The sequence below is a fragment of the Vibrio sp. 1401 genome, from assembly GCF_033340295.1.
Genome location: NZ_JAWOWF010000001.1, coordinates 1 through 23781, shown reverse-complemented (window position 1 = coordinate 23781; position 23781 = coordinate 1). Strand labels below are relative to the sequence as shown.

Below are 23781 nucleotides of genomic sequence, written 5' to 3'. Positions count from 1 at the left end.
GTTATATTTCTGTGTTCCAAAAACGACCAAAGGGGAAGACTACCCTTCCCCTTTAATAATCAAATTGTTATCAGTACTTGAACTGGATTGTTGCCATGTAGTTGCGGCTTTCTCCAACCACAACCCCACTCGCACCTTTTTGCTCGCCATTCGTGCTACCACCACCTGCGAAGTAGTCGGTATCGAATAAATTCTCGACATTGAATCGAGCAATGATATCCAAGTTTTCATCGTACTTATGTTTGTATGACACGCCCATATCAACGCGAGCGTAGCCATCTTTCTTGAAGGTGTTCTTTGCATCACCGTAGCGATCACCTTCATAAATCAAACCAAGGTTTAAGTTAGTGTTGTCTTGAACCTTGTAGCTAGACCATAGACTTGCCGAGAACTCTGGCACGTCTACAGGGCGGTTACCTTCATATCTTTCTGCCTTCTTAAGCTCTGCATCCAAATACATTGCAGAAGCGGTTAGCGACAACTCTGGGGTCACAAAACCTTGAGCCATTAACTCAGCGCCTTTGTGAACTTGCTCACCACCTTGCGTTTTCTTGTGTAGGAGATTGCCGCCCGCGTCTTTGCCGCTTTCAACATCCAGCGAGATGTTCTCTAACGTGATATCAAACACAGCACCAGATACAAATAAACGCTGATCAAACAGTTCCCACTTCGTACCGATTTCATAAGAGATACCACGCTCAGCGTCGAGTTTCTCACCTTCATTGATGTAGGTACGACTACCGTTGCTGACTTCACCTTGAGGCATGAAGCTTTCAGAATACTGAACGTAAACCGAGCCATTCGTCGATGGGTGGAAAATGACACCAAATTTTGGAGAAACCTGGTTTTCGGTCAGTTCATCATCACGCTTTTCGTCATAACGAACACCTGCAAGCACTTGCCAGTAATCATTAATCGTCATCATATTTTGCGCGTAGATACCCCAAGTATCGTACTCAGCAGTTGGTGATTTCTTCGAACTACGATAGCTAGGCTTAGGCACCGTTTCTCCTGGCGCAATACTCGCCTCATTATGAAATGCCATAAAGCGATCATAACTGTAATCTAAGTAGTTAGCGCCCACTAACAACGTGTTTTCCGTACCGAACAAAGTAAAGTCCGTCGTCACATCTATATATGCAGTATCAAATACCCAATTATCGGAGCGATCGTTGCCTCGATGCTTAATCGTATTTAACTCTTCATACTGATCAAACTTAGGGTAAGACTCTACATCAAAACGCTTAAAGTCTTGGCGGTTGTAACCTGCTTTTACGTTCACGTTATCCGTGACTTGCGCATTAATATCGACACCGTAGTTTTCTACTTCGTTATCAATTTCAGACCACTGTGCATCCCAAATGTACTTATCACCGCGAACCGCTTTGCCATCAACAATGTATGCGCCAGAGTCCACGCTACCATCGTCTTTCGTGCGATCGTAATGAGCCGATACCATAAAGTTGTCTGTGATATCGTACTCAACCACTAGGCCCGCAACCGTACGATCCGTTTCTGGCTCGGTGCCATCACCGTACCTGCGCCAAGAGCCGTAGCTTTCTTTGGCAAAAATTGCGCGCGCTCGCAGTGTCTCTGCATCATTTAGCGCGCCACTCACATCAAGCACAGTGCGTGAGTGATCATTCGAACCTAGATCTTGACTCAAACTTGCTTGTGTTTGAGTTGTTGGTTTTTTCGAAACCATGTTTACCAAACCACCCGGCTCAGATTTACCGTATAGCAGACCTGATGGACCTTTAAGCACTTCAACACGCTCTAAAAGCTCAATTGGCTGACGGTAGTGTGACCAGTGTTGACGACCATCACGAAGAAAACCGTCTGAACTGCTAAGTTCAAAACCACGTAGAGAGAAACGTTCGCGGTTACGGCTTGTACCACCCGCGCTAACACTTGCATCGTTACGTAGCACTTCACCAAGTGTACTTGCACGCTGCTCATCAATTACCGTTTCATCGATAACCGCTACTTGTCCCGGCGTTTCCAGCTGCGTCATTTCCATGCGCATTGCTGTACTGTTTGTATCTGCCTTGTAGCCGAACTCTCGACCTTCTACAACTACATGTTCGTCTGTTTGAACTTCCGCCACTGCAGGTGTTGCTAACACTGCACCGATCACTAACGCCAAATGGCTCTTAGTAAACATATCCTTTCACTCCGATTATTATTTTTCGGGTCACATACTTGTTGAATGCGATTCCCTCTTAATTATTTCGCGGGTGAATATAAGTGATAAGTATTACCATTTGCATTAAATTTACATTCTTTGCATTTGCAAACTTTTGTAAAGTACTCTCTGATGATGCGCCATGATAATGTGACATTAATCACAAAAATTACGACTTAATCATACTTATTGCTTGAACACTAAAGTAACCCTCAAACCGCCTTGCTCACGGTTTTTCGCCGTGACTGCTCCACCCATAATACGCATGGATTCTTTGACAATCGCAAGACCTAAACCGTAGCCACCAAGCTTTTTATCTCTAGAAGCATCTAAGCGTGTAAACGGATCAAAAATATCGACCAGCTTGTTCTCTGGAATACCAGGCCCATCATCAGATACTGACATGGTGGTGAACTGCTGCCCTTCTTTGACATAATTTTCCAGAGAAACTTCTATCTGAGATGCTGGTCCTGAATATTTAATGGCATTACCAATAAGATTGTTCAAACAACGAATGACCAGCGTTTCTTCACAAATGGCTTTAGCACATACAGCTTCTGAGCGGAAAGACAACGTCTGTTCTGACTTCAAATCTATTTTGCAACGTTCTACTTGCGGGGAGAGCAAAACTTCTAAATCACAGCGTTTCGTGGCTTTGTCGAAGCGCGCATTTTCCAAGCGACTGAACTCCAATATATCGCTGATCAAATGGTTTAGCTCTTTTGCTTCATCTTCTAGCCTTGCCACTAGGCTTTGCTCACTTTCTCCAACACGCTTTCGCAAAAGATGCAGAACCAAGTTCTGCCTCGCTAACGGCGTTCTCAATTCGTGAGAGACATCTCTTATAAGCAGTCGCTGCTTTTCAGCGAGAGAATGAATCTGTTGCGTCATGTGATCGAAATCTTGCGCTAACTCGTTAAACTCACGCGTGCTCGACTTCAGCTCTTTCACGACACTGACATTAAAATCGCCATTAGATAGCTTTTTGCTTGCTTCTCTCAATCGATCCAATGGTTGCTGTAAGTTACGTGCCATTAGCAGCGAAAAGAGCGCCAAAATAACCACTGCAATCACGACTTTGAGAATAGAGAAATACAGAATGAAGTCATTTGCAGGGTGCAGTCGATGTGGCAATTGAATCACTAAAGTATTGCCATGAACTAAAGGAATATTGATGATGGGGCGATTCACTTTCCCCTCAAGTTGATCATCAATGCTTCTCTTAAATTGAAGTTTGAACTCGAAGTGCGGATGCATCAGACGGTGCGTAACTGGTTGCTGATGTTCATTCAACACAAATAAATAAAAGTTTTGCGCATTTGCCCAGTCAGCAAGTTCGTCCATGTCTCCGTGCTCAATCAATACATTGGCTTGATGTGCAAGGTCTAGCATTTCTTCTCGCACACTATCGGGCACTTTCAACATGGCTTTCACCAGAGCTTGTTCCGCTAAGGATTGCACGACCAAAATACTAATGACAATTGCGGTCATGCAACTAAATAACTTGAACGCTAAGCTATCTTTACGTTTTGCAATAAAAGGTGGACATCGGAGCTTCATTAACGGTTTACAGCCTCTAAATAACTGTAACCTTTGCCACGGAAGGTTTTGATATGTTGCTTGGAAAGCCCCGCTTCAACTAACTTGCGACGTATGTTACTGATGTGCATATCAAGGTTGCGATCAAAAGGACTCAGCTCTTTCTTTAACACTTCAGTTTGAAGCTCTGCTTTTGAAATCACGACTCCTTGGTTTTTTACCAAGTAGCTCAATAGTTCAGCTTCCGTACTTGTGAGGGGTAAGCTATTAAGCTGGTCGCTGATCGTTTGAACGGTACTACACATCGTCTGACGTTGACGTTCCAAGCCAACACGACGAAGAATCGCTTTGATGCGCATTAGAAGCTCAGCGACATTAAAGGGCTTTCCGATATACTGATCGGCCCCCGCTTGGTAACCATCAAGCATCGAGTTTTCATCGTTGAGAGCGGTAAGCATTAGAATAGGTGTCGCGAAGCGCTGACAGATCCTACGAGCAACTTGCATGCCGTTAAGGTTTGGTAACATGACATCAAGCAATACAAGATCTACAGGCGTTTTTTCCATATATTGCAGCGCACTTTCACCGCAATGCACAGAAGATACGATGTAGCCCTCCTCTTGCAAAACCGCTTCTAACAGCTCACACAAAGGAACGTCATCATCGACTATCAAAACTCGTGACATTACCACTCACCATTCAAATAAAAATGGTTCGCATTTTATTACTCATTTACCAATTAAACAACTACACACTCTAAGGCTTTAAGTCCACAGGACTCAGTCCAAGAAGCAGCAACGTACTATTAGAGTTTAATGTTCACTTGTACTAAAGGTTCCTAACAATATGCACCTAGATATATCTTCATAGAAAAAACGAGTACAATCAGGCAACCGCAAAGCAAAAGATAAAGCGAATGGAAACGTTATTAATTGGTCACCGTGGCGTGGCAGGTTCATACCCTGAGAATACAAAAATAAGCATTCAGGCAGCCATTGACCTGGGGTTGAAGTGGGTGGAAGTGGATATACAGCCTACCAAAGATAATGTTTTAGTGGTTTGCCATGATCATACCGTCAATCGATGCAGCAATGGACAAGGGCGTGTTGATGAGCTCACCCTGGAAGACTTAAAAGCATTAGATTTCGGTAGTTGGTTTAGCACAGACTTTTCAGGCGAGAAGATCGTGACACTAGATGAACTGCTCACTTTAGCTACTGAGAATAAGCTTAACTTGAATATCGAAGTTAAAGTAGACAACCATCCAGCGGAAGAAGTGGCGCAGACTCTCGCCAATGCGTTAACAAAAAGTCCAATGCCGCAAGAGAATGTACTCCTATCGAGCTTTAGTCATGACGTCATTAGAGCGATGCACAAATACTGCAGTGGCTACCGATTGGGTGTGTTAAGTGAATTCTTTACGAGAAAAGATAAACGCCTTTTGGAAGAAGTTAGTGCCTATAGCTGCAACCTAAATATTAACTGGGTTCGTACTCGCCAGATAAACAAACTCCAACAAGCCGGTTACAAAGTGATGTGCTATACGGTGAACAATCCAAATAAACTGAAATACCTGCCTCAGTTAGACGGTATTTTTAGTGATCATCCACAGCGCTTTATGCCATAGCCTATAAGAGCCAGAACATTAAAGGGGACCTTTTGTTACCACTCAATCTGAATTGGTGTCCCCATCTCGACAAGCTGGATAAATTCGTCCATCTCCTCGTTGGTAATCGCAATACACCCATTAGTCCAATCAAAACTTTGGATGTAAATCGGCAACTGACTCTCACCGTTTTTTAAGCCATGAATTTTGATGTTCCCTCCAGGGGACACACCTCGGCGCTTCGCTTCCAACGTATCAATCGCATCAGGGTAACTGATATGCACAGAACGATAAAAAGCAGAGTCCTCTATAACATAATCTAGAGTGTATTCGCCCTCTGGTGTGCGATTGTCTCCCTCTTCTTGTTTATGTCCTTGAGGGTTCGCTCCTAAAGCAATTCGGTATTCTTTTAGCACTGCTCCTTGTTCCATCAAATACATTCGACGCTTAGACTTGTCGACTTTAACGAAGTCAACAGCTGCGTGAGTGCCAGAAGCAAACACACAACACAAGAACATAGAGCACCATTTTACTGACATTGTCGTAACGCCTAAGCTAATAAAGTGAACAAGAAAAGAGCGATAATGCTAGTCAGTTAATGCTCGTAAAGCAAACAGTATCTAATGCGGAACCATAAGATAGACTCGCTGAAAGGCGTACTTCTTATCGTTATTTGATACAACAAAAGTCAAAGAGAAGATTTCTCTATTCATTGCGGCTAAGTTGCATTACTTTATAAGCATATTTATTTATAAAGTCCGCACTTTTTGAGAGGGAACCATGATTAACATTGCTTTTTTTAGTGCAAAATCCTACGACGAAGCCTCTTTTAATAAAATTAAAAATAACCGCGATTTTGAATTTCACTATCACGACTTCCGACTAACCGAAAAAACAGCCAAGATGGCGCACGGCAGTGATGTCGTATGTGCGTTTGTTAATGATGATCTTTCAGCTCCTGTCCTTAAACAGCTTTCTCTGGGCGGGACCAAGCTTATTGCTATGCGCTGCGCGGGATATGATAAAGTTGATCAACAAGCAGCCAAAGAACTAGGCTTACAAGTGGTTCGAGTTCCTGCTTACTCACCAGAAGCAGTGGCAGAGCACACGGTTGGTTTAATGATGTGCCTAAACCGCCGTCTTCACAAGGCCTACCAACGCACACGTGACGCCAACTTCTCGCTAGAGGGTCTTGTTGGCTTTAACTTTTTCGGAAAAACCGTTGGTGTTATTGGTACGGGTAAGATTGGTATCGCGACGATGCGTATCTTCAAAGGGCTTGGCATGGAACTGCTTTGCTACGACCCCTACGAAAACCCATTAGCGCTAGAAATGGGAGCCCGTTACTGTTCGCTTGAAGAAATCTACGCTAATGCGGATATTATCTCTCTCCATTGTCCAATGAGTGAAGAAAACTATCACTTATTGAACGAAAAAGCCTTCGCGCAAATGAAAGATGGTGTAATGATCATTAACACCAGTCGAGGCGAGTTGCTAGATTCACTAGCGGCGATAGAAGCGTTGAAACAAGGTAAGATTGGTGCGCTTGGCCTAGACGTGTATGACAATGAAAAAGACTTATTCTTCCAAGATAAATCTAACGATGTCATTGTCGATGATGTTTTCCGCCGTTTATCGGCTTGTCATAACGTGCTGTTTACTGGCCACCAAGCATTCTTGACTCACGAAGCACTTAATAACATTGCCTCTGTGACGCTTGATAACGTCGAAGCCTTTTTCTCTGGTAACGTATCGGGCAATGAACTGATTAACTAAAGCCAGACAATCGAGAAGTATAGTAGAGCGTGTGATCTCAGCTATGCTATACTCCTCGACTATTTAAAATTTGAGCCAAATTACCATGAGCATAAAAACTGATATTCAAAAGCTGCACAACCGTTTAGATACATGCCAACGTAAACTTGATGCGGCACGTTCTCGTGGTGATCACGAAATGATTACAAAGTTCACGGATGAAGTAGAACAGCTTACCAAAAAGCTTAACCAGTTAAAGCACAAGCAAAACTATGAGCTGAACAAAGAACGTAAAAGCTTACTTGATATGCCTTTCTCTCGTGAAATCACCAAAGCAGAACAAGCGGACATCGGCAAACTGAAAAAACGCGTACGCGGCTTAGTAATCGTTCACCCATTAACAAAAGTTGGTAAAGAACTTCGCCTTGATGTGATGACAGGCTTTGCGCCAAAAGAGTTTTAAAACTCGCATTAACATTTATGGAGCCCAAGCATTTGCTTGGGCTTTTTATTTTGTACTGCTTCATTAGATTTCATCGAAATATCAATCCATAAGCTATTAAAAAGGCCAGCGACAAAAGCCACTGACCTATTTCGACCAATATCGTCCGCATTATATCTCAACGTTACGACAGTTGCTGCAACTTGTGCTCCACAACGGGATCATTCGGAACCAACTGCTGAGCGACTTCCAAAAGTTGTACTGCATCTTGCGGGTTGTCATACTCATGCTTAAGTGCAATATCAACAAGTGGCTGAATATCGATTTGTGCTTGATGCTCCTTCACATGTTCTTTCTTTTCTTCAATTAGTACATTATGAGCGGTACTCAGTAAGTTTAAACGATGCTGTGAGCTCGCATTCGCCTTGTTAAGGCACTGATAGTAATCTTCTTTTAAGCGCAGCGTTTTGGTCTGATGACGAAACTGCGCTATATCTATCTTCTGATAACGTATAAAGTCTACGGCCACTTGCTTATAAAAACCGAATTTATTCAAATACGTCGCGTGGGTACCATGTCCCATCCCGAAGACTCTTAAGTGAGTGAGCTCTGGGTAGCGTTTGGCGTGAAGGCGGTCGATTTCATTAGTTGGATCATAAATGATGTAGCCTTTTGCATCGCCAAGGTCAAGGTCGTGATACTTTCCTTCCCAATCAAATTGTTGGGCTAATTCAGTACTTGGCCTATCATCCCATGGCACCAAAACTTTGTTTTTTGTGCTGACCGGGTGAAACATCAATACTTGATCCAACTTTAATAGATTGGAAAAGGCACCAATAGCAAAACCACCGCGGCTAAGTCCATAGCCTAAACGACATTCAAAGGGCTCAAGTAAAGTCGACAGTTGCTCTAGAAAGAAAATTAAATTACGGCTACGAAACCAGTTACTTTTCCCAAGATGCTGAAATGAAATAATATTTACTTTTTGTTTCTGGGCTAAGCGATAGCCCCAAGGCGCAAAGTCTGAGTGTAAGTCCTGTACTTGTAGATTCGTACCAGCAGGGGAAAAGGTGAACAACAACGGTTTATTGCGGTCGACAAACTCATACTTAACAAATACATCATCAAGTAAGTCCTCCCCGGACATCGGTAGCCTGGTTTGCTGTTCTTCACGAGAAAGAGCCAGCCATTCATCCAACCAGTACAGTAACTTCATTAATCCTCCATCTAAATTGCGCCTAGCAATTGTGTTAAAAATCTAGTTTTAGTGTGTGATCATCTCCCCCTGGTTACAGGGGACTCTGATATCAGTCCTCTTTTAAAACAAAGCGTGAATTTGCTTATTAAATTGGTCAATATCTAAGGTTTGATGGCGAACAAACTCCTGCGCCACCAGATTAAAAAATTCTAATTTATCTAATTGTGTGGATTGAGTGCCGTGTCCCATACCGACGACTTTTAAATGGGTAAGCTCTGGATAACGTTTAGCATGAAGACGATCAATGCGATTGGATGGGTCATAAATAATATAACCTTTGGCATTGCCCAAATCTCGATCATGGTAGCCGCTTTCCCAAGCAAACTGCTGAGCAAGCTCAGTACTCGGCCGATCATCCCAAGGCACTAACGCTTTATTTTTAGTGCTAACAGGATAAAACAACAAAAGATGTTCTAGTTTCAGCAAGTTAGCGAACGCGCCAATTGCAAAGCCACCTCGACTTTGCCCATAACCCAAACGACATTTGAAGGGATGAAGCAACTCAGATAGCTGCTCCAGAAAGAAAATCAAATTCCGACTACGGAACCAATTACTTTGTCCTAAATGTTGAAAGGCAATAATGTTTACTTGTTGTTGTATTCCGAGCTCGTAGCCCCAAGGAGAAAAATCCGGAGTTAAATCTTGTACCTGCACATCAGTACCGGAAGGAGAAAATGTAAACAACAATGGCTTGTTAAGATCGACGAGTTCATACTTCACAAACACATCATCAAGTAAATCGTAGCCAGAGATAGGTAAAGCCATCTCTTGTTCTTGTTGAGTAAGAGCTTGCCATTCATCTAACCAGTAAAGTAGCTTCATTTTTTCTCCAAGTGCATCCGCAGTATTTAGACTGGAACTCTATCAAAATGCGTTTAAGCATCCCACGTTGAGACTTAAGAAAGCTCTATTTGAAGCCCAAATGAGACGTATGGAAATGTCTTCGATTGAAGGTATTACTGCGTAAACTAAACCCAAAGTAGGTACGCAAAAACTTGGAGAAAGAGCTAGAGAAAAATCAATTAGAAGTTTCGATAACAGCGGTTAAAAAACAGCAGATACAAAAAAACCGCTGTAAGAACAGCGGTTTTTTTTAAAAGTGGCGGAGAGATAGGGATTTGAACCCTATCTCTCGCTAAAGATCTTTCGCAAACTCTTGATTATAAAAGAGTTTTCGACACCTAGTTATGCAAATCGATTACAAGTGTCTAAGTCAATTGAACTAGACACAATACTACAGGTTACTTACAAAAAGTCAATGTGGTGATAATCTGTTCTCTGAGTAAAACACATAAATGGACAATTATCAGTTTCGGACAATCGAACATTAGTAATTCATGAATAACTTTTTATAAGGCAAATATTGCTACTTAATACGCCTTCGCACAGTGCGCACCTACGTTAAGCATTGAATATATAAATATTGTATATGAGACTTCGAAACTTAAACTCTTAAATTTAGGCTCATTACAGAGCCTAAATTGATTTAGTGGGCCAACATTGCTTTTATGTAAGAAATAAATGGCACGCTTTTAAACTCTGGGTGATCCTTATTCGGATACAAAACGTTCTTCCAATAAAGATTTGCATTGTATGGCTTACCAGCACTTGGAGAAGACTCTGTGAACCTTAACTCGGGTGGTATCGAAGCGATCTGATGAGCTGGTTCAAACGTGGTATCATGTATTCGAATTAGACCAGTGGCATACTGCTTTTTATCTTCAAAAAACTGCTTGCTTATTGACCCTTGGATATGGCTATCAAAAGCAGGGTTCCCCTCAGTATCATATGAACTAGGCGTTCTAGAGTCTGTATCAAAAATAGCGTGGTACTTGATCTTAAACTTAGAAAGTATCTTCTGATAAAACGGAATGTTGTTCACTGTTCCACAGTTCAATATGAAAAAGTCCTTCTTAGTCGGAAACTCTTGTAAATATGCACGGGCTAATACTTCTTCAGTTGGACCTTCTATTAGCAAAACCTCATCAGCATAAAATGCCTCACAAACATGAGGGTTAAAACGCAAGACTTCATTCATCTCCTGCTTTAACTGTTCGTCAGTCATTACTTCTTTGGCTGCTTTTAAGAACTGATTGTTAATTTGATAAATGTTGGTGCCAGAATCACTTTTTACTAGCCTGATAATAGATGATTTAGGCTTTGAGATATCAATCATAGATGGCGAGTGAGATGCACAAAGAACTTGGTAAGGCAAATCGTCCTCACTAACTTTGTAAATTAACTCCCTTAGTTCTTTAATGATTCTTGGGTACAAGAAAAGTTCTGGTTCTTCAAATAAGACCATATAGTCTTTACGGCCAGGTTCGCGCTCAAACTTCTCGGCTACATCTTTCATTAACAACAAAGTAAAGATAGCTGTTCTTATTGTTCCGTGACCGACCTTATCTGCTGTTGCTGGGATGGAACTATCAATATCACCCTCAATGCCCAACTTAGCAAACTCCACGCTGAATTCTTTACCTAATTTATTCTCCGTCCAAACTAAGCGATCTTTAGATTCAGAGATTTTTAAAAGAGTATCACCAAATATTTGCGAGAAATATGAATTAACAGATGTTTGATAAGACTCTATTAGTTCAGGGTTGTACATTTTATCTTGTAGTTCTTTGATTTTTGATTTCGCTTCTTCTAAAGCAACAAGATCAGCTTCTTTAAGAGTATTTTCAGCCATACCCTTTAAGATTTCGTTTAGTATTTCTTTAGCCTCGTCTTCTGTAGGCATCGCTTTTATGAAAACTGGCTTGGGTAAGCAAGATTGAAAGACAGAGTGTAAACCTATACTGGCATATCCAATGTTTTCAAACTCTTTTGTTTCGTAGTTATACGTTTGATTTAGTGGTTTAACAGCTTTACCATCAAGATACCAAGTTTTTCTGATCCTTAGGCAATCGTCTTTTACATACTTCTTGTATGATTCTTTCTGCTTTGGCGCAGCAGCTTCAATCTTAATTCTGTCTATGGGTAGAAGACGGACCTCTATCTCAAATTCAATTTGATTGGTGAAGTCACTTTTAAAAAAGTCTACTTTTGTCGGTTTTTCTTCTTTATAAAAGTGTTGATATGCTTTTAGAAAGGTCGATTTTCCTACGTTGTTTTGACCATACAAGAAAAGTGTATTGGTGTCTTCAAACACAATTTTGTTTTGCTCTAGACCACCAGAGATGCCTCTGAAATTATTGATAGAGAAATAATTAATTTTCAAAGCAATCCTACCATTTGCCGTGCTGTAAACATGTGGCATATTACTCTTGTTGTGTATAAACATCTTCTATTTGTAAGCAGATTTATGACTTGGGTAGCAAATGGCTTTTTGGTAAAGCTAAACACTGGCGCATTTTGTTTGCGGTTCGATTGGTTCGGTTAGAGTGGATAGTTCTGGGAAATCAACCCCGTGCTACAACACGGTGTTTGTCGCGGTGACAGGAGGAAGCAACTATTAAGGAAAACTTATGGGTTGAAAGCAACTGAGAAGGATTTCTTCCTAGTTGCCAGTAAGGAATGGGGCAATCTCAAGTTACGAACGAAATTGATAAGAGTCTTTTATCCATGTCTCTATGAAGGTTGTCTCAATTAACCTATTTAGAGACTAGGTTAAAAACATGCAAAAAATTAACCGATCTCTGTAAGGCAACCTGTCAGGCTTATTTTCATTGTGAATGCTGACAGGTTGATACAGATTACATATAGCTAGTTAGTAATTTAGCCACGGCCCCAAAAACAGGAACAACAACAGAGTTACCAAACTGCTTGTATGCAGGCGCGTCTGCACAAACAATACGGAACTCACTGTTAGGATCATTTACATCTTCAAAGCCCATCAGTCTTGCACATTCTCTTGGTGTTAAACGCCTTGGGGTTTTATACAGCGGATCAAATTCAGGGGCATAACGACCGTGTTCTTGGTCATATTTAGCTTCGCCTTCCTTAATCATCTCTTTGTACTGTTTTTCCGTACACTCTGGGTTTTCTTTGGCGTATCGGTCAGCAAAATTAGTAGAGAACTCAAGACGCTCTTTGTTCTTTCTAAAGCCATGTTCACGGTTATCAGCAAGATATTGTTCAGAGAGTTCTTGATGATTAATTAGTATCTCAGAGCCATCTTTGTAGTACCTTGCTGAAAGCGTTCTTGTTACAGCATTAGGATTTGAAGGGTCAACTAGTCCAAACCCAAACCCATTGCCTTTACTTTGATGCTTCAGGGCATAGTGATACAGGTAGTTCCACAAGTTTGGTGTTAACGTGTATTTCTTAGTCTCTTCTTCAGAAAGATCGGTCAAAATATCACTAACACGTAAGCGCTCTTGCGGAACTTCAATGTTTTTGAGAGACAGTTTTTTATACTCTGGGTTCTTTTCTACGAGATCCTTACGTACCCCTACAAGGACGATGCGCTCACGATGTTGTGGGGTAAAGTTCATACCATCAATGATGGTTGGTTCTGGTTTGCGCTTACGTACAACCTTGATAGCTTCTTCAATATCTGAGTCAACATCGGTGATGTCGGCTATCCAATAACCTACCTGATCAAGCGTACGTATGATTGTCGCGAACGTGTTGCCTTTATCATGACTCTTGAGGTTCTTAACATTCTCTAGGACAAAGTATTTTGGCTGTCGCGCTTCTAGTACTTTCTGTACATCAAAAAACAGAGTCCCTTGAGTATCACACTCAAAACCGTGCGCTCTACCTAATGAGTTTTTTTTCGAAACACCCGCGAGTGAAAAAGGTTGACACGGAAAGCCAGCAAGAAGTACGTCATGCTTAGGAATATGTTTCAGAATACTAGCCTGTTGTTGCAGCTCTGTCGCTTCAGGCTCACCACTTAGAGTGATTTGAGTGATATCCATGAAGTTAGTATTTTTCATGCCATCATCCTGCTCACTATTCAGGAAATATGGCAGTTCTGACTCATCTACATAATGATTTGCTAAGTAAGTTCGTCTGGCTTTTTCATCCCATTCACTAGTAAAAACACATTTTCCACCAACGTTTTCGAATCCCTTGCGTAAGCCTCCAATGCCAGCAAATAAGTCAATAAAGGTAAAGTTTGGGTTGTCCCAATGAGCAGGTTTTTTTGGGAGTAAGGTTGCTCTCAATTTGTTTAGAGAACTATCACCAAGTGAAATAGGATTGGCTACAGGGTCGGCTTTCCAACGATTCAGTTTCTCTCGGCTGATCTCGCAGAACTCTCCACCTAATTCTTGAAACTTAATGGCTAAGTTCTTTTGATCATATATTGTAATCAATAGTTTAAGTAGCTTATTTGTTTCTTGATGGCAGTGCTCGATATAGCTCTCAAACTCTTGATCGCCTTTTAAAGTTGTATACTGATTCATATAAGTAGCAAAAAGGGAATGTTGTGTGCAAACGTATCACACATTAATCCCCTTTTATAGGCCTGAGCGACGTTTTATTAAGGATTGAGCGAAATAAAATGAACCTCTTCATAGAGTTCGCTGGACGCCTTGTATATGTCATTGATACGCCACTGTGAGCGTCGCTTACTTTGCTTGGCATCAGTTGGATGAAATTTCGGTGCAGGATCAAGATACACAGTACCGCTATGAATAGCTTGGAAAAGCCTCTCAGCATTAGTATTAAGACACCAAAGAACTTCATCTGGAAACTCTATCTTAAATGTATACCCATCAGCCAAACTGTTGGGTTCATCATTTGGTAGTTTTGTTGCAGGTACGTAGACGACTTCGTTGTGTTTAGCACCCCAGCAGTTTAAGAGGCGCTCGATGGACCAACTAGCTGCGATTTTTCCTTGTCTATCTTCTAATACAACTTCCATTCCCGTCATTTGCTTGGTAATGGGTTTCTTTGGGTCATATAGACCATGCTCAAAACGAGTAGTTTTTTTGCCGTTTTCATCTTTGGTTACAATGGGGTGAAAGCATTGGATTTTTAACGTGAGCTGAGTTTTTTCATTTTCTTTGTATGCTCTATGTAACCCCGTCAATCGATACACATCATTCTTCTTGTAGCCATAAGTCGTCATGAAGTCAGGAAAACTCTCCTTATATAGTCCTCCATCAGGCTCTGGAGTGAATAAGGTAAGCTTCTTGCGAGTAAAACATTTCAACTCAATACCAAAAATATCACCTTCCTTGTCAGCATTTGGCTCAATACCCAGAGCATGCTCAAGAGTATACCCATGTACCTGTGTACCAGTGAAAGGGACTGTTTCACCTAACTTGAGTCGACAACCAAGCAAGGTTTTACCTGCCACATTGGCTTTCAGTAACTCTTTTAGCTTCTCCGTACCGCTATCATCACCGAGATCGATAGTGAACGCCTTGCAGACTTTTGAGCCGAAGTAGTTTTCAAGCTGATTAAATTGCTCAATAAATCGTTCGTTGGGATCCACAACTAAAACGGCAAAAGCATGACCTGAACGATTCGCACCTAAAACTAAGTAACGAGGTAAATGATCAGTCCGTTTAGTATATTCAATTGACATACTACGAGGCATTTCTCGATTCACTGTTTGGAATCCTGATAGTCTAGCCTCTGGATACTGAGCATATACGATAGCTTTACACTGCTTAGCTTTTACCGCGTTCCCATCAGTATCTAGCCATGAGAAATGGTGGAATTCAGCCTGTGGAATCAACTTACCAGGATCTGAGGAGCGCTTTGTTTCACTTGAACTTTCACCTCGATCACTAAACCTCAAATCAAAGATAGAGTTAAGTAGACTCGCATCTGAATGAAAATATACTTGGTTTTTATCGTTGGCATTCTTAGGTAGTGATTTAATCAGTGCAATACTACATTCGTGCTTCTTTAATAGACCACGCACATCATCTAGGTCATTGATACCTAGGTGGTCATATTGGTTTAATTCGTACATTATGGTATTGGTTTTTTCGTTGTGAGTAGGTGCGCTATTTTCACACCCAGAGACTATATAACGGTGTACTCTATAGCACCCATTACACACTAAAGTGCTAGATATGTAACTACGATTACCCACTTCACACTGAATTCCCATCAGCCCCCCACATTTACACTGCAATCTATCCTCCGAGAATGACCACACTTATAAGATAGTAACGTAAGGTATCAAGTTGATGATCGTTGAACAACTATGCGCATATTGAAGAACTAGAGATATTTGTTCAAATTGTTTTGACTCAAAATGTTACGTACCACCACTCTAAAAAGGGCAAACACTTCTCGATTCGCAATACACGTCTTTATTTTACAAACAACCATAGAAGTTCACCCATGGGCAAGTAAGGGGGGTATCGGGAAGCAAATCACTATGATAGATGATAGTTTTACCCCTGATAGGGGGTAAAAATCAGTTTACCCCCTATCAGGGGTAAAACACAGCAAGCTATGATCTTCAATTGGCGCTGATGACATCTCCTCCTTACTAGCACATTATTGGGTATGGTATCTGCACTAGGCTACTAGAAGAGATTCTGTAGTCATAATTTCAATTCAACTTAACGATCCAACCTCTCTCGCTCATGCGGTTGTGGCTTCGTTAGTTTTTTAAGAACCCGCCTCAAACCGTCTTTCTTCATGCGTGGTATTTTACGTGTTTCATTTCTAATCAAGCGCGATTTCAGTTCATCCCTCAATTTCGGTTCAGAAGCTATAACTTCAAAAGCTCGACTAAGTTCGAGATAGCTGTCCCGCTGTCTTTCTGCCAGCTTTCCAGCATGTTCAATCGATGTTCCAATCTCGCTATTTGCTGTCTCGTGGATGCGGATATTTCGTTTGAGGCTTTCGATAGCCCCTGTAACGCTTCGACAGATGCTTGGTATTCCTGCATCATGAGCTGATTGTTTTGAATAATGTCCTTCAGGATTGTTTTGCGTTCGTGTTGATACTGTTCCTGAATTTGTCTTATTGTGTTTAGGTAAAACTCGTTCTGTGTCTCGATCATAGCGAGCAAATGCTCGTTTGAAATCTGCTGATTCTTCGTCAATGACGTAATTTGTGAAGCTAATTGCTTCTCGATATGGCTCATATTCTATTTTCCCTTCGAGTAGAAAACTCATCCATTCTTGGATAAACTTTTTTTGTTGTTCGTGATACTGCTCTAACGCTAGCCTTGCGTTTCGTTCAGCTAATGCCTTTCTTTCTTCAATTTGCTTAACCATCTCAAACCCTTTTAGAGATGGGTTGAACTCGGGCATGCGTGTAAAATTAACCTCAGGTTGCGGTATGTAAAAAGATGGCGTAGCTGTCCAACGAGAGTTCAAAGGTAAATAATGCGCTTTGCTCACATTGAATTCAGGCTTACTTTTGTGTAATCCGTAACGTCTGTTGTTGTAGTTAGCTCGTTTAATAATCGCTTTATCAAGTTGGTCTTTTAGCTCCTCCAGTCGACTTTGTTTGCTTTGTAATGGCTCACTGGACTGGGTTAAGGAGTCTCTAGAACGAAATTGCTCAGTAAACACAAAACCATAGAGACGCACGTTCTTTTTATCTTTAAAGTGCAAACGGACGAAGTTGCTCGATTCACTAACATGGGTAACCCCGACTTTTTCTTTAAACTTATCGCTACTTAGTGCTTGTATAATGTCGGCACGGCTGTTTACTCGATTGCTAGTAATCATGTCTTTAATCCAGACATTGATTGCTTTCTTTAGCTTGTGTCGCTTGTCAAAGCTGTTACCGTCTTGTGTAAGCCGTTTATGGAGAGAATCGAGCGGGCTCACTAAATCATGCTTAAGATTTAAGTAATCCCGCAGTAGATTGAAGTCTTGTTCATGCCCAGGTGGCGCAGGGTTGAAGGAAAATCCTGTTGCAAGGTGAATTCTCGGTATCAAAAAGTGGTTTTCAATATTGCCTTGGTGCGTGTGACGCACCCAGTCGATTAGTTGCTCATCTTTAGGGAAACCAGCAAAGCACAACTCTTCAAACAATTCCCGCCACTCTGCTTCAATCTCTGGATTGGCTTGCAACTTCTCTGTATCTTCAAACGCATGAGCAATAACACCGCTGACGTATTTGTGTTTATGTGGGTTATGCTCAATTGCATATTCCACAGCTTTTCGGTTCCCGTTAATTGATTCTGGGGGTGGCTCTCTGCGTTTTCCTTTTTGTTGCTGGAGTATGTAGTCGCACTCCCACTCTGTTTGTATATCGTTCGCTTCTCTCGCTAACTTCCGTAATTGGTATGCAGTGCTGTACTCTTTCTTTTGGTCAGCCGTGAGACTACATAAAGGACCATACAGGTAGTTAGTTGCAGCGTGTGGATCAGATTGCCCAACACCACTGGTTCGGAAAAATGAAATTACTGCCATAATTCCACCGATAATGGATCTACTTTTGCGACTCGGTATTTATGGTCAACCTGTGGATTGGCTAGAATATTCATTACTCGAAGATCGTGCTGCTCAAATGCTTTGTTGAGCTGGTTAAGCTCTAGCAAGATTTGAACTGCTTCCACTCCAGATTTATGAGTGTTACACCACTTGACGGTCTGATTAAGCAGAGAATTGAAACGTACACGTTCATGGATTACGCCTAACATCTCTTTTCTTGTCTGCTCTGCGAATGGAACGATAATTCTTGTTTTATGCAGTGATTCAGAAGCAATCTGAGACACCGTTTTTCCTGCTTGCTCAGCTTTGTATTTCCAGATCTTTTTATCTAAGAGCGTACAGTTCATTTCTATACGAGTACTCTTTGCTTCACAATAATGATGATAAAGCGCATCAACTTCAGAGGAATTTAAACCAGTATCTTTCTTCAAACGGTTTTTGCTGATTTTAATGTTGTGCTCAACACAGTGCTCAAGCTTTTCTTCAAATATTTCGGTGAGCTTCGGGTTGTTAAGATAGTGCTCTTCTATCTGTTTTTTCTTGTATTTTTTAATCATAAATTCGCCTACTTTGATAGGTCTAATTCTGTTTATTGGCCAGTTTTTTCAGGGGTTTGGGCGCAGCCCAAGCGATACTAAGCAGCCGCTTAGACTCCCAACCCGATGAAACTTCATACGGGGTTGGGGTAACCTTGCTCTTTAGCTTTTACATCAATTTTCCACACCGTCGTCGACATGGAATTCTTCTGATAAGCTGGGATCTGCATCACTCAAATCGCCAAAATACCAATCGGGATGACTGGAAGTGAGACTTTCAATGAGTTTTGTGTTGTGTTCTTGTAAGCGTTCTTTATCGCGAGTTAATGAAGCGATATGCTCGTCTAACATTTTCGCACGAGCGCGTTCAACAAAAAGCTCCTGACTTACCAAAAGTAACGTATCGAGCTTTTTCTGCTGTTGGTCAACTCTAGCGCGGTAGTCCGAAACAACTTGCTCTGATTGAGCAAGTTTGTTTTCTAGCTCATTGCACTTTTGACTCAGTGAATTAGTTTCCCGATGCTGTTTTTGCAATTCGTCAATGAACTCTACAAGCTCTTTGTTTTCTTTTTCTAATTCATCAATTTGCTTAAGAGATTCTTGTGTATGTGCGCTAACGAGCTGCTGCACTTCACTATCAAACGCCTGCCAGACGATGGACATTTCGGCTTGAAGCGCAGAAATCAGTCGCTGCTCAGAATCTACAAACCACAGCGCTTTGTTACGAACTATAGGAGTTGGTTTTGTGGCTTTCCTTAGTATTTTGAAAGCGATGGATACTCTTCCAAAATCACCGCCAACAAGTTTTTGCAGTGCTTTTATTGAAGCTGGTGCTGTGTTTAAATCGCTAAATGCTGAGGCATAGTCGTCAATGGTTTTACCTTTTTCTGTTGAGTAGCCTTGTTTTTCCAGTTCAGCGGAAAATCTTTCACGGAGCAATACAAGACTTTCTTCCTGACCGAGTAAGGCAGGAAGAGAGGAAGACAAAGTGGTATTCATAATTACTGTCCACCTTTAAGCGTATCATCGATAATTTTGTAGATTTGCTCTCTGTGTTTGTCACTCTTTGCAGCACGTGCCAGTTCGAGTAAGTTTTGTATAAATGCTTTGTCATCACTGGCAATGGACTGCGCTGCTTGCTTAGTTTCAACAATGCCATTGGGTACGACAATGCTGTTTGAATCACCCGTTTTAAATAGTTCTGCTATTGTCCTATCTGCTTTGACTTGCTCTTTCTTCAAACTCACCTTATTACGTTTCGCATAATGCTTTTCTACAATGCTGACGTCTCGATGCCCGAGTAATTCCGCTATCCAAGCTACACTGACTCCACGATTAAAAGGTATCGACGCTCCCGTATGTCGCAATTGATTTGGGCCTCGATGTGCTACGCCTGCTTCTTTGAGAAACCCAGTAAAAAACTGTTTTGCGAATTGCTTGGGGTTTAACCACGGGTGACCAGTTTGCTCATTAAAAAAAACAAACCTGCGTTTTTCTCGTTTAACTGTGATGTTATCTCGTTGTACAACGTCAATAGTTATTGGAGCTTTATCACCCGTTAGTCGTTCGAGTTTGCGGAGTAATTGAGCGGCTTCTGCTGATAACTCAATTGTTCGTTCAGACTCTTCTGTTTTAGTTACTTTGTATTTGTTTAATGGTTTAGCTAAATCAACGTATAGTCGACACTTTTCAATCCCGTCCTCTGTATAAAACTCGATATTTTCCCAGCAAGTACAAATGAGTTCGCTGATACGTAATGCCGTTAGAATGGCAAAAGAAGCCATGTCTTTTGCCATCTCATTGTCGGTATCAGTCAACAGTAATTGACGTACTTCATCTTCAGTGAATGGGAATGGATCATCATTGACAACTTTCAGGTTTTTGATTTTTTCCATTAGGTCGTTTTTCTGCTGTTCGGAGGAACAAGCTTTAGCGCAGACGGCTCGTAAGATAGTGTAACAACCGTTAATGACCTTGCCTTTTTTGCCTTGTGTGAGAAGTGTGATTTTGAGTTCATCAATATCTTCGATTGTAAGTTCAGATAGTGGTTTATCACCTAAGTTTAGGATGATATGTCGACCGTGAGTCTTCATTCCGTTCAGTGTTGATTCAGCAACAACAAGCGCTTTAGTATTTAGCTCATGACAAACAGCTTGGGCGACTGAGCTTAGCGGGTAATCATCTTTGTTTAATGAAATGTCAGACTTGCGAGTGCCTTTCCGAGCTTTTTTAATTCGAGACTTCAGGCGAGGGGATTTTTCATTTTTCTTCGTAGGGTTCATTTCTAGACCTATAGAGTGATAGGCCATTAAGGGCGGCTCTTCTGGCGGAGCCTTATTATGTATAATGGTCTGGTTTATTTGCTTATTATCAAACCACAACGTTTCTTTTTACACAATAGTTACGCATAATTAACCTTAATGTAAGTCTATGTATAATAAAGAAAAATATACATATCTGGAATATTTTTCATAGCGTAACTTATTGATATTTATAAGTGTAAGTGCTAACTAACTTATCGTATTTTCTTCCCTTGCGAGATTACAACGTTTACCATTAAATTTAATTAATGTGACACAGGTCGCGAAAAATGACGTAGTGCAAATAACTACACTACGTCTTGTGGGGTTCATAGAAGAATAAATATTAGGGTTACAGTGCTGAAGATACTAGCCTTAATAGCTTCGCTGCATTAAACGCTGATGTATCATTTTCATAGACTTTAACGTGGTCGCCATACTGCATAAGTAACGGACCATTTTCACCCAGCAGCACCGAGGCGACACACTTTTGTTGAAGAGTTTGCTGCATTATATCTAAAGTAAGTTTTGGCGAACCGTCTTGGTTAGTCATCATTTTTCCCCTCAGCTAAAATCTAACAAGTCTAGTAACTCACGATTTGAGTTACATTTGTGAAAAATGGAAAACTCCTCCAGTTTGATAATCTTTCGCACTTTGCGCATTGGACTGGATTCGTTGAGATCATCTATAAGGCATACAGAATGTTGTGTACGATGCGAAAACTCGGTTGCATAGGTACGGACTTCTATATCAACGCTATCTGTATGCGAGAAAAGATGCAGTACCGAGTCAGTTAAGTTCATTTTAAAGCCTGTGTACCTACCAAAACGCGAAATCAAAATAAAGATCATGATGTCAAATACATCTGTCGGGATACCAACAGTAGTTCCACACTTAAACTTGAAGCTATTTAACTGCTTGGAGCCGAGTTGGATTTGTAGATTATCCACAAGATAAGCACCGTTCATAAAATCGCGACGAATTTCGTCTGAGAAATATTGATACACCAAATATGGTAAGCAAAGAGGTTCATTTTCAGTCAGCTTATTGATTTTTAACCAGTCGCGATAAGTATATTCCTCTAGACTGAGAAGGTTCTTAAAGCTACTCACGCTGCCAATCGTAAGCTGAACCTTTTGTACACCGTACTTTGATTCAAAGTCGTGTTGGTTCAAATAAGGATGGATCTGTAGCAGAGATATCGCTGTATCAATAAGGTGAATCTGCTCCATCGCAACCCCCATTGCTAGAAAGCGAGATAGATCGAGTTGATCGCGGTATGAAGCTCCCTCTTCGAGTGCTAGAACAATAGCTTTTCGTAGCGATTGACTGAGTTTTTGCATAATTACCCCTCTAGATCCATTTGGAACGTGCTAACGATTTCAAGCAATTTCTCTAATTTATGTTTCTTCCCATATCGCCCGAAGGTCATGTTCGGATTATTATGACCAACCACCTCGGCTACACTATGTTCTGGAACATCCTGCTCTTTAAGAACATCAATGAATGTGTGGCGTAGTCCATAAGCGGTAGGACGTTTGCCAGCAAGCATACCCAACTTGGTTTGTAGCTTCCCGAATTGCGTTCGATACGTTTTAGTCCAATCTTTATCTGGTCCGAGCGGTGAGTAATCGAATAGAGGGGCATTGCCTTTATGACGGCGGCTTTCGCAAAATATGACGAAATCATCACGAATCGCAGGGTGAAGAGGGACATTTCGAACTGCATGCTCGTTTTTCAAGTGCTGATCTTTGGATTGGTCGGTGACTCGAAAATATGGGATCTCATCATCTACAACAATATCTTGGATATATGGCTGACAAGCTTCGCCAGTGCGTAACCCATGAAAGAGCTGTAGTTTAGTGATCCACTGAAAGTCCAGAGATTGCTGAGTAAACGCTGGACTTTTAATTAGTAATGTCAGTTCATCAGTTGTCCAACGCTCACGTTGTTCAGAGACATGCTTTTTACTTTTGAACTGGGGATTTAAGTCTTGAGCAGGGTTATTAGGAATATATTTCTTTGATTTTAGCCATTTGAAGAACTGCTTACTTGCTGAGAAATAGTCCTTGTTGGTTTTGGTAGAACGTCCTTCAGAGTAGAGCAGATCTATATAACTATCTAGGTCAGAGCTACTGACTGTATTCCGATTTATGCCCTCCTTTTCAAGGAAATTGATGCAGTGACTTATGCGTTGCTCAAGTTGATGGAGCGTAAGCTGTCGAACATTACGCTTCTTCTTACTTTCTAGAAATCGCTCAAGCAACTGAGTAAAAGGTACTACTTCGGCAGAGATGCTCTTTACGCTCGGTTCAGTCTCTTCAAGGTTAGTTAGATCGATATTACTTGGAATGTCTGAAACAATGTCATCTTCAAAATACGCAACGGTTTCAGGGGTTAGTTTATAGGCTGTTGGCGAGCTGAAAGATTCTCGCAGCTCATCTATCTGACGGTGAAGGACAACCTTAAATTTTTGGAATGCTACAGGTTTGGTTAATTCAACTTGGCCAAGAGCTAGCTTGATACAAGACGCCATTTTAAAATTGCGCTCTATCGCCTGTGAGCGATCTTTGGTTAGCAAACTAACTTTTATATCAAATGGGTAACCAGCCCCCCGTAGAGTCTTAGGGATGCAAATGCGAGTCTGATATACGCCGTTTGGCGCTTTTTGTAAGTACATTGTCTCACCTCATTGTCATGAAAGTGATTTGCAGTACTGTAGATACGAAAAAGCCCTTGAAAATCAAGGGCTTAATGCGTAAGAAAAATGGCGGAGAGATAGGGATTTGAACCCTAGATACGCTATTAACGTATGCCGGTTTTCAAGACCGGTGCTTTCAACCAC

At 41.3% G+C, this 23781-nt stretch carries 19 protein-coding genes; 3 read left to right on the top strand and 16 right to left on the bottom strand.

Annotation, left to right across the window (positions count from 1 at the left end; translation table 11 throughout):
* Positions 1-70 precede the first annotated feature (70 nt).
* The 3 genes from R7Z77_RS00095 to R7Z77_RS00085 all read right to left on the bottom strand — a co-directional run bounded on the left by R7Z77_RS00095 (position 71) and on the right by R7Z77_RS00085 (position 4410).
* Entirely contained in the window at positions 71-2164 is a 2094-nt protein-coding gene (locus R7Z77_RS00095; RefSeq protein WP_136976328.1) for a TonB-dependent siderophore receptor, read from the bottom strand.
* Positions 2165-2371: 207 nt separating this feature from the next.
* The gene (locus R7Z77_RS00090) at positions 2372-3745 is read right to left on the bottom strand and encodes a sensor histidine kinase (protein ID WP_017819704.1); all 1374 of its coding nucleotides are present in this window, start codon (positions 3743-3745) and stop codon (positions 2372-2374) included.
* On the bottom strand, positions 3745-4410 hold the full coding sequence (locus R7Z77_RS00085; protein ID WP_005386018.1) for a response regulator transcription factor: 666 nt from the start codon (positions 4408-4410) through the stop codon (positions 3745-3747). Before R7Z77_RS00085 ends, R7Z77_RS00090 begins: the two co-directional genes overlap by 1 nt.
* 230 nt (positions 4411-4640) lie before the next feature.
* On the opposite strand from R7Z77_RS00085, the gene R7Z77_RS00080 reads away from it, so the two are divergent.
* Positions 4641-5351, top strand: a complete 711-nt coding sequence (locus R7Z77_RS00080) for a glycerophosphodiester phosphodiesterase family protein (RefSeq protein WP_017819703.1) — start codon at positions 4641-4643, stop codon at positions 5349-5351.
* A 35-nt stretch (positions 5352-5386) separates the two neighbouring features.
* Here the strand turns inward: R7Z77_RS00080 and R7Z77_RS00075 are convergent, their stop codons facing one another.
* The gene (locus R7Z77_RS00075; protein WP_213961616.1) at positions 5387-5869 is read right to left on the bottom strand and encodes a murein L,D-transpeptidase family protein; all 483 of its coding nucleotides are present in this window, start codon (positions 5867-5869) and stop codon (positions 5387-5389) included.
* A 241-nt stretch (positions 5870-6110) separates the two neighbouring features.
* On the opposite strand from R7Z77_RS00075, the gene R7Z77_RS00070 reads away from it, so the two are divergent.
* Positions 6111-7106, top strand: a complete 996-nt coding sequence (locus R7Z77_RS00070; RefSeq protein WP_054579202.1) for a 2-hydroxyacid dehydrogenase — start codon at positions 6111-6113, stop codon at positions 7104-7106.
* Positions 7107-7191: 85 nt separating this feature from the next.
* Positions 7192-7548, top strand: coding sequence for a YibL family ribosome-associated protein (locus R7Z77_RS00065; protein ID WP_005374274.1), 357 nt, complete (start codon positions 7192-7194; stop codon positions 7546-7548).
* Positions 7549-7711: 163 nt separating this feature from the next.
* Here the strand turns inward: R7Z77_RS00065 and R7Z77_RS00060 are convergent, their stop codons facing one another.
* From R7Z77_RS00060 to R7Z77_RS00005, 12 genes are all read right to left on the bottom strand, one after another.
* Positions 7712-8743, bottom strand: coding sequence for a hypothetical protein (locus R7Z77_RS00060; protein WP_005374275.1), 1032 nt, complete (start codon positions 8741-8743; stop codon positions 7712-7714).
* A 102-nt stretch (positions 8744-8845) separates the two neighbouring features.
* On the bottom strand, positions 8846-9607 hold the full coding sequence (locus tag R7Z77_RS00055) for a hypothetical protein (RefSeq protein WP_064354473.1): 762 nt from the start codon (positions 9605-9607) through the stop codon (positions 8846-8848).
* Positions 9608-10271: 664 nt separating this feature from the next.
* Complete coding sequence (locus tag R7Z77_RS00050; protein WP_025553146.1) at positions 10272-12008, bottom strand: ATP-dependent nuclease; 1737 nt, start codon at positions 12006-12008, stop codon at positions 10272-10274.
* Positions 12009-12483: 475 nt separating this feature from the next.
* Positions 12484-14142 (bottom strand): DNA (cytosine-5-)-methyltransferase, encoded by a 1659-nt coding sequence (dcm, locus tag R7Z77_RS00045; RefSeq protein WP_318136575.1) that lies wholly within the window; start codon positions 14140-14142, stop codon positions 12484-12486.
* A 77-nt stretch (positions 14143-14219) separates the two neighbouring features.
* A complete protein-coding gene (locus R7Z77_RS00040; RefSeq protein ID WP_025553144.1) occupies positions 14220-15665 on the bottom strand; it encodes an MvaI/BcnI family restriction endonuclease in 1446 nt (481 codons plus the stop codon).
* 601 nt (positions 15666-16266) lie between these two features.
* Positions 16267-18078 carry a relaxase/mobilization nuclease domain-containing protein gene (locus R7Z77_RS00035; RefSeq protein ID WP_318136574.1) on the bottom strand — a complete coding sequence of 604 codons (1812 nt, stop codon included), beginning with the start codon at positions 18076-18078 and terminating at the stop codon, positions 16267-16269.
* The gene (locus R7Z77_RS00030) at positions 18069-18656 is read right to left on the bottom strand and encodes a hypothetical protein (RefSeq protein ID WP_038177524.1); all 588 of its coding nucleotides are present in this window, start codon (positions 18654-18656) and stop codon (positions 18069-18071) included. The genes R7Z77_RS00035 and R7Z77_RS00030 overlap by 10 nt, the downstream gene beginning before the upstream one ends.
* A 153-nt stretch (positions 18657-18809) precedes the next feature.
* Positions 18810-19634, bottom strand: coding sequence for a hypothetical protein (locus R7Z77_RS00025; protein ID WP_193280111.1), 825 nt, complete (start codon positions 19632-19634; stop codon positions 18810-18812).
* Positions 19635-19636: 2 nt separating this feature from the next.
* Positions 19637-20944 (bottom strand): site-specific integrase, encoded by a 1308-nt coding sequence (locus R7Z77_RS00020; RefSeq protein ID WP_318136573.1) that lies wholly within the window; start codon positions 20942-20944, stop codon positions 19637-19639.
* Between the two features lie 343 nt (positions 20945-21287).
* Positions 21288-21491, bottom strand: coding sequence for a hypothetical protein (locus tag R7Z77_RS00015; protein ID WP_044023911.1), 204 nt, complete (start codon positions 21489-21491; stop codon positions 21288-21290).
* Positions 21492-21499: 8 nt separating this feature from the next.
* A complete protein-coding gene (locus tag R7Z77_RS00010) occupies positions 21500-22279 on the bottom strand; it encodes a hypothetical protein (RefSeq protein ID WP_065788139.1) in 780 nt (259 codons plus the stop codon).
* Positions 22280-22281: 2 nt separating this feature from the next.
* Positions 22282-23616, bottom strand: a complete 1335-nt coding sequence (locus R7Z77_RS00005) for a tyrosine-type recombinase/integrase (protein ID WP_318136572.1) — start codon at positions 23614-23616, stop codon at positions 22282-22284.
* Positions 23617-23781: the final 165 nt, after the last annotated feature.

Bases quoted from the DNA above. Each gene is read 5' to 3' on its own strand.
- R7Z77_RS00040 (WP_025553144.1), bottom strand. From the start codon at position 15,665: ATGTACGAATTAAACCAATATGACCACCTAGGTATCAATGACCTAGAT.
- R7Z77_RS00065 (WP_005374274.1), top strand. From the start codon at position 7,192: ATGAGCATAAAAACTGATATTCAAAAGCTGCACAACCGTTTAGATACA.
- R7Z77_RS00055 (WP_064354473.1), bottom strand. From the start codon at position 9,607: ATGAAGCTACTTTACTGGTTAGATGAATGGCAAGCTCTTACTCAACAA.
- R7Z77_RS00030 (WP_038177524.1), bottom strand. From the start codon at position 18,656: ATGATTAAAAAATACAAGAAAAAACAGATAGAAGAGCACTATCTTAAC.
- R7Z77_RS00035 (WP_318136574.1), bottom strand. From the start codon at position 18,078: ATGGCAGTAATTTCATTTTTCCGAACCAGTGGTGTTGGGCAATCTGAT.
- dcm (WP_318136575.1), bottom strand. From the start codon at position 14,142: ATGAATCAGTATACAACTTTAAAAGGCGATCAAGAGTTTGAGAGCTAT.
- R7Z77_RS00010 (WP_065788139.1), bottom strand. From the start codon at position 22,279: ATGCAAAAACTCAGTCAATCGCTACGAAAAGCTATTGTTCTAGCACTC.
- R7Z77_RS00070 (WP_054579202.1), top strand. From the start codon at position 6,111: ATGATTAACATTGCTTTTTTTAGTGCAAAATCCTACGACGAAGCCTCT.
- R7Z77_RS00075 (WP_213961616.1), bottom strand. From the start codon at position 5,869: ATGTCAGTAAAATGGTGCTCTATGTTCTTGTGTTGTGTGTTTGCTTCT.
- R7Z77_RS00090 (WP_017819704.1), bottom strand. From the start codon at position 3,745: ATGAAGCTCCGATGTCCACCTTTTATTGCAAAACGTAAAGATAGCTTA.
- R7Z77_RS00005 (WP_318136572.1), bottom strand. From the start codon at position 23,616: ATGTACTTACAAAAAGCGCCAAACGGCGTATATCAGACTCGCATTTGC.
- R7Z77_RS00020 (WP_318136573.1), bottom strand. From the start codon at position 20,944: ATGGCCTATCACTCTATAGGTCTAGAAATGAACCCTACGAAGAAAAAT.
- R7Z77_RS00025 (WP_193280111.1), bottom strand. From the start codon at position 19,634: ATGAATACCACTTTGTCTTCCTCTCTTCCTGCCTTACTCGGTCAGGAA.
- R7Z77_RS00085 (WP_005386018.1), bottom strand. From the start codon at position 4,410: ATGTCACGAGTTTTGATAGTCGATGATGACGTTCCTTTGTGTGAGCTG.
- R7Z77_RS00015 (WP_044023911.1), bottom strand. From the start codon at position 21,491: ATGATGACTAACCAAGACGGTTCGCCAAAACTTACTTTAGATATAATG.
- R7Z77_RS00060 (WP_005374275.1), bottom strand. From the start codon at position 8,743: ATGAAGTTACTGTACTGGTTGGATGAATGGCTGGCTCTTTCTCGTGAA.
- R7Z77_RS00095 (WP_136976328.1), bottom strand. From the start codon at position 2,164: ATGTTTACTAAGAGCCATTTGGCGTTAGTGATCGGTGCAGTGTTAGCA.
- R7Z77_RS00080 (WP_017819703.1), top strand. From the start codon at position 4,641: ATGGAAACGTTATTAATTGGTCACCGTGGCGTGGCAGGTTCATACCCT.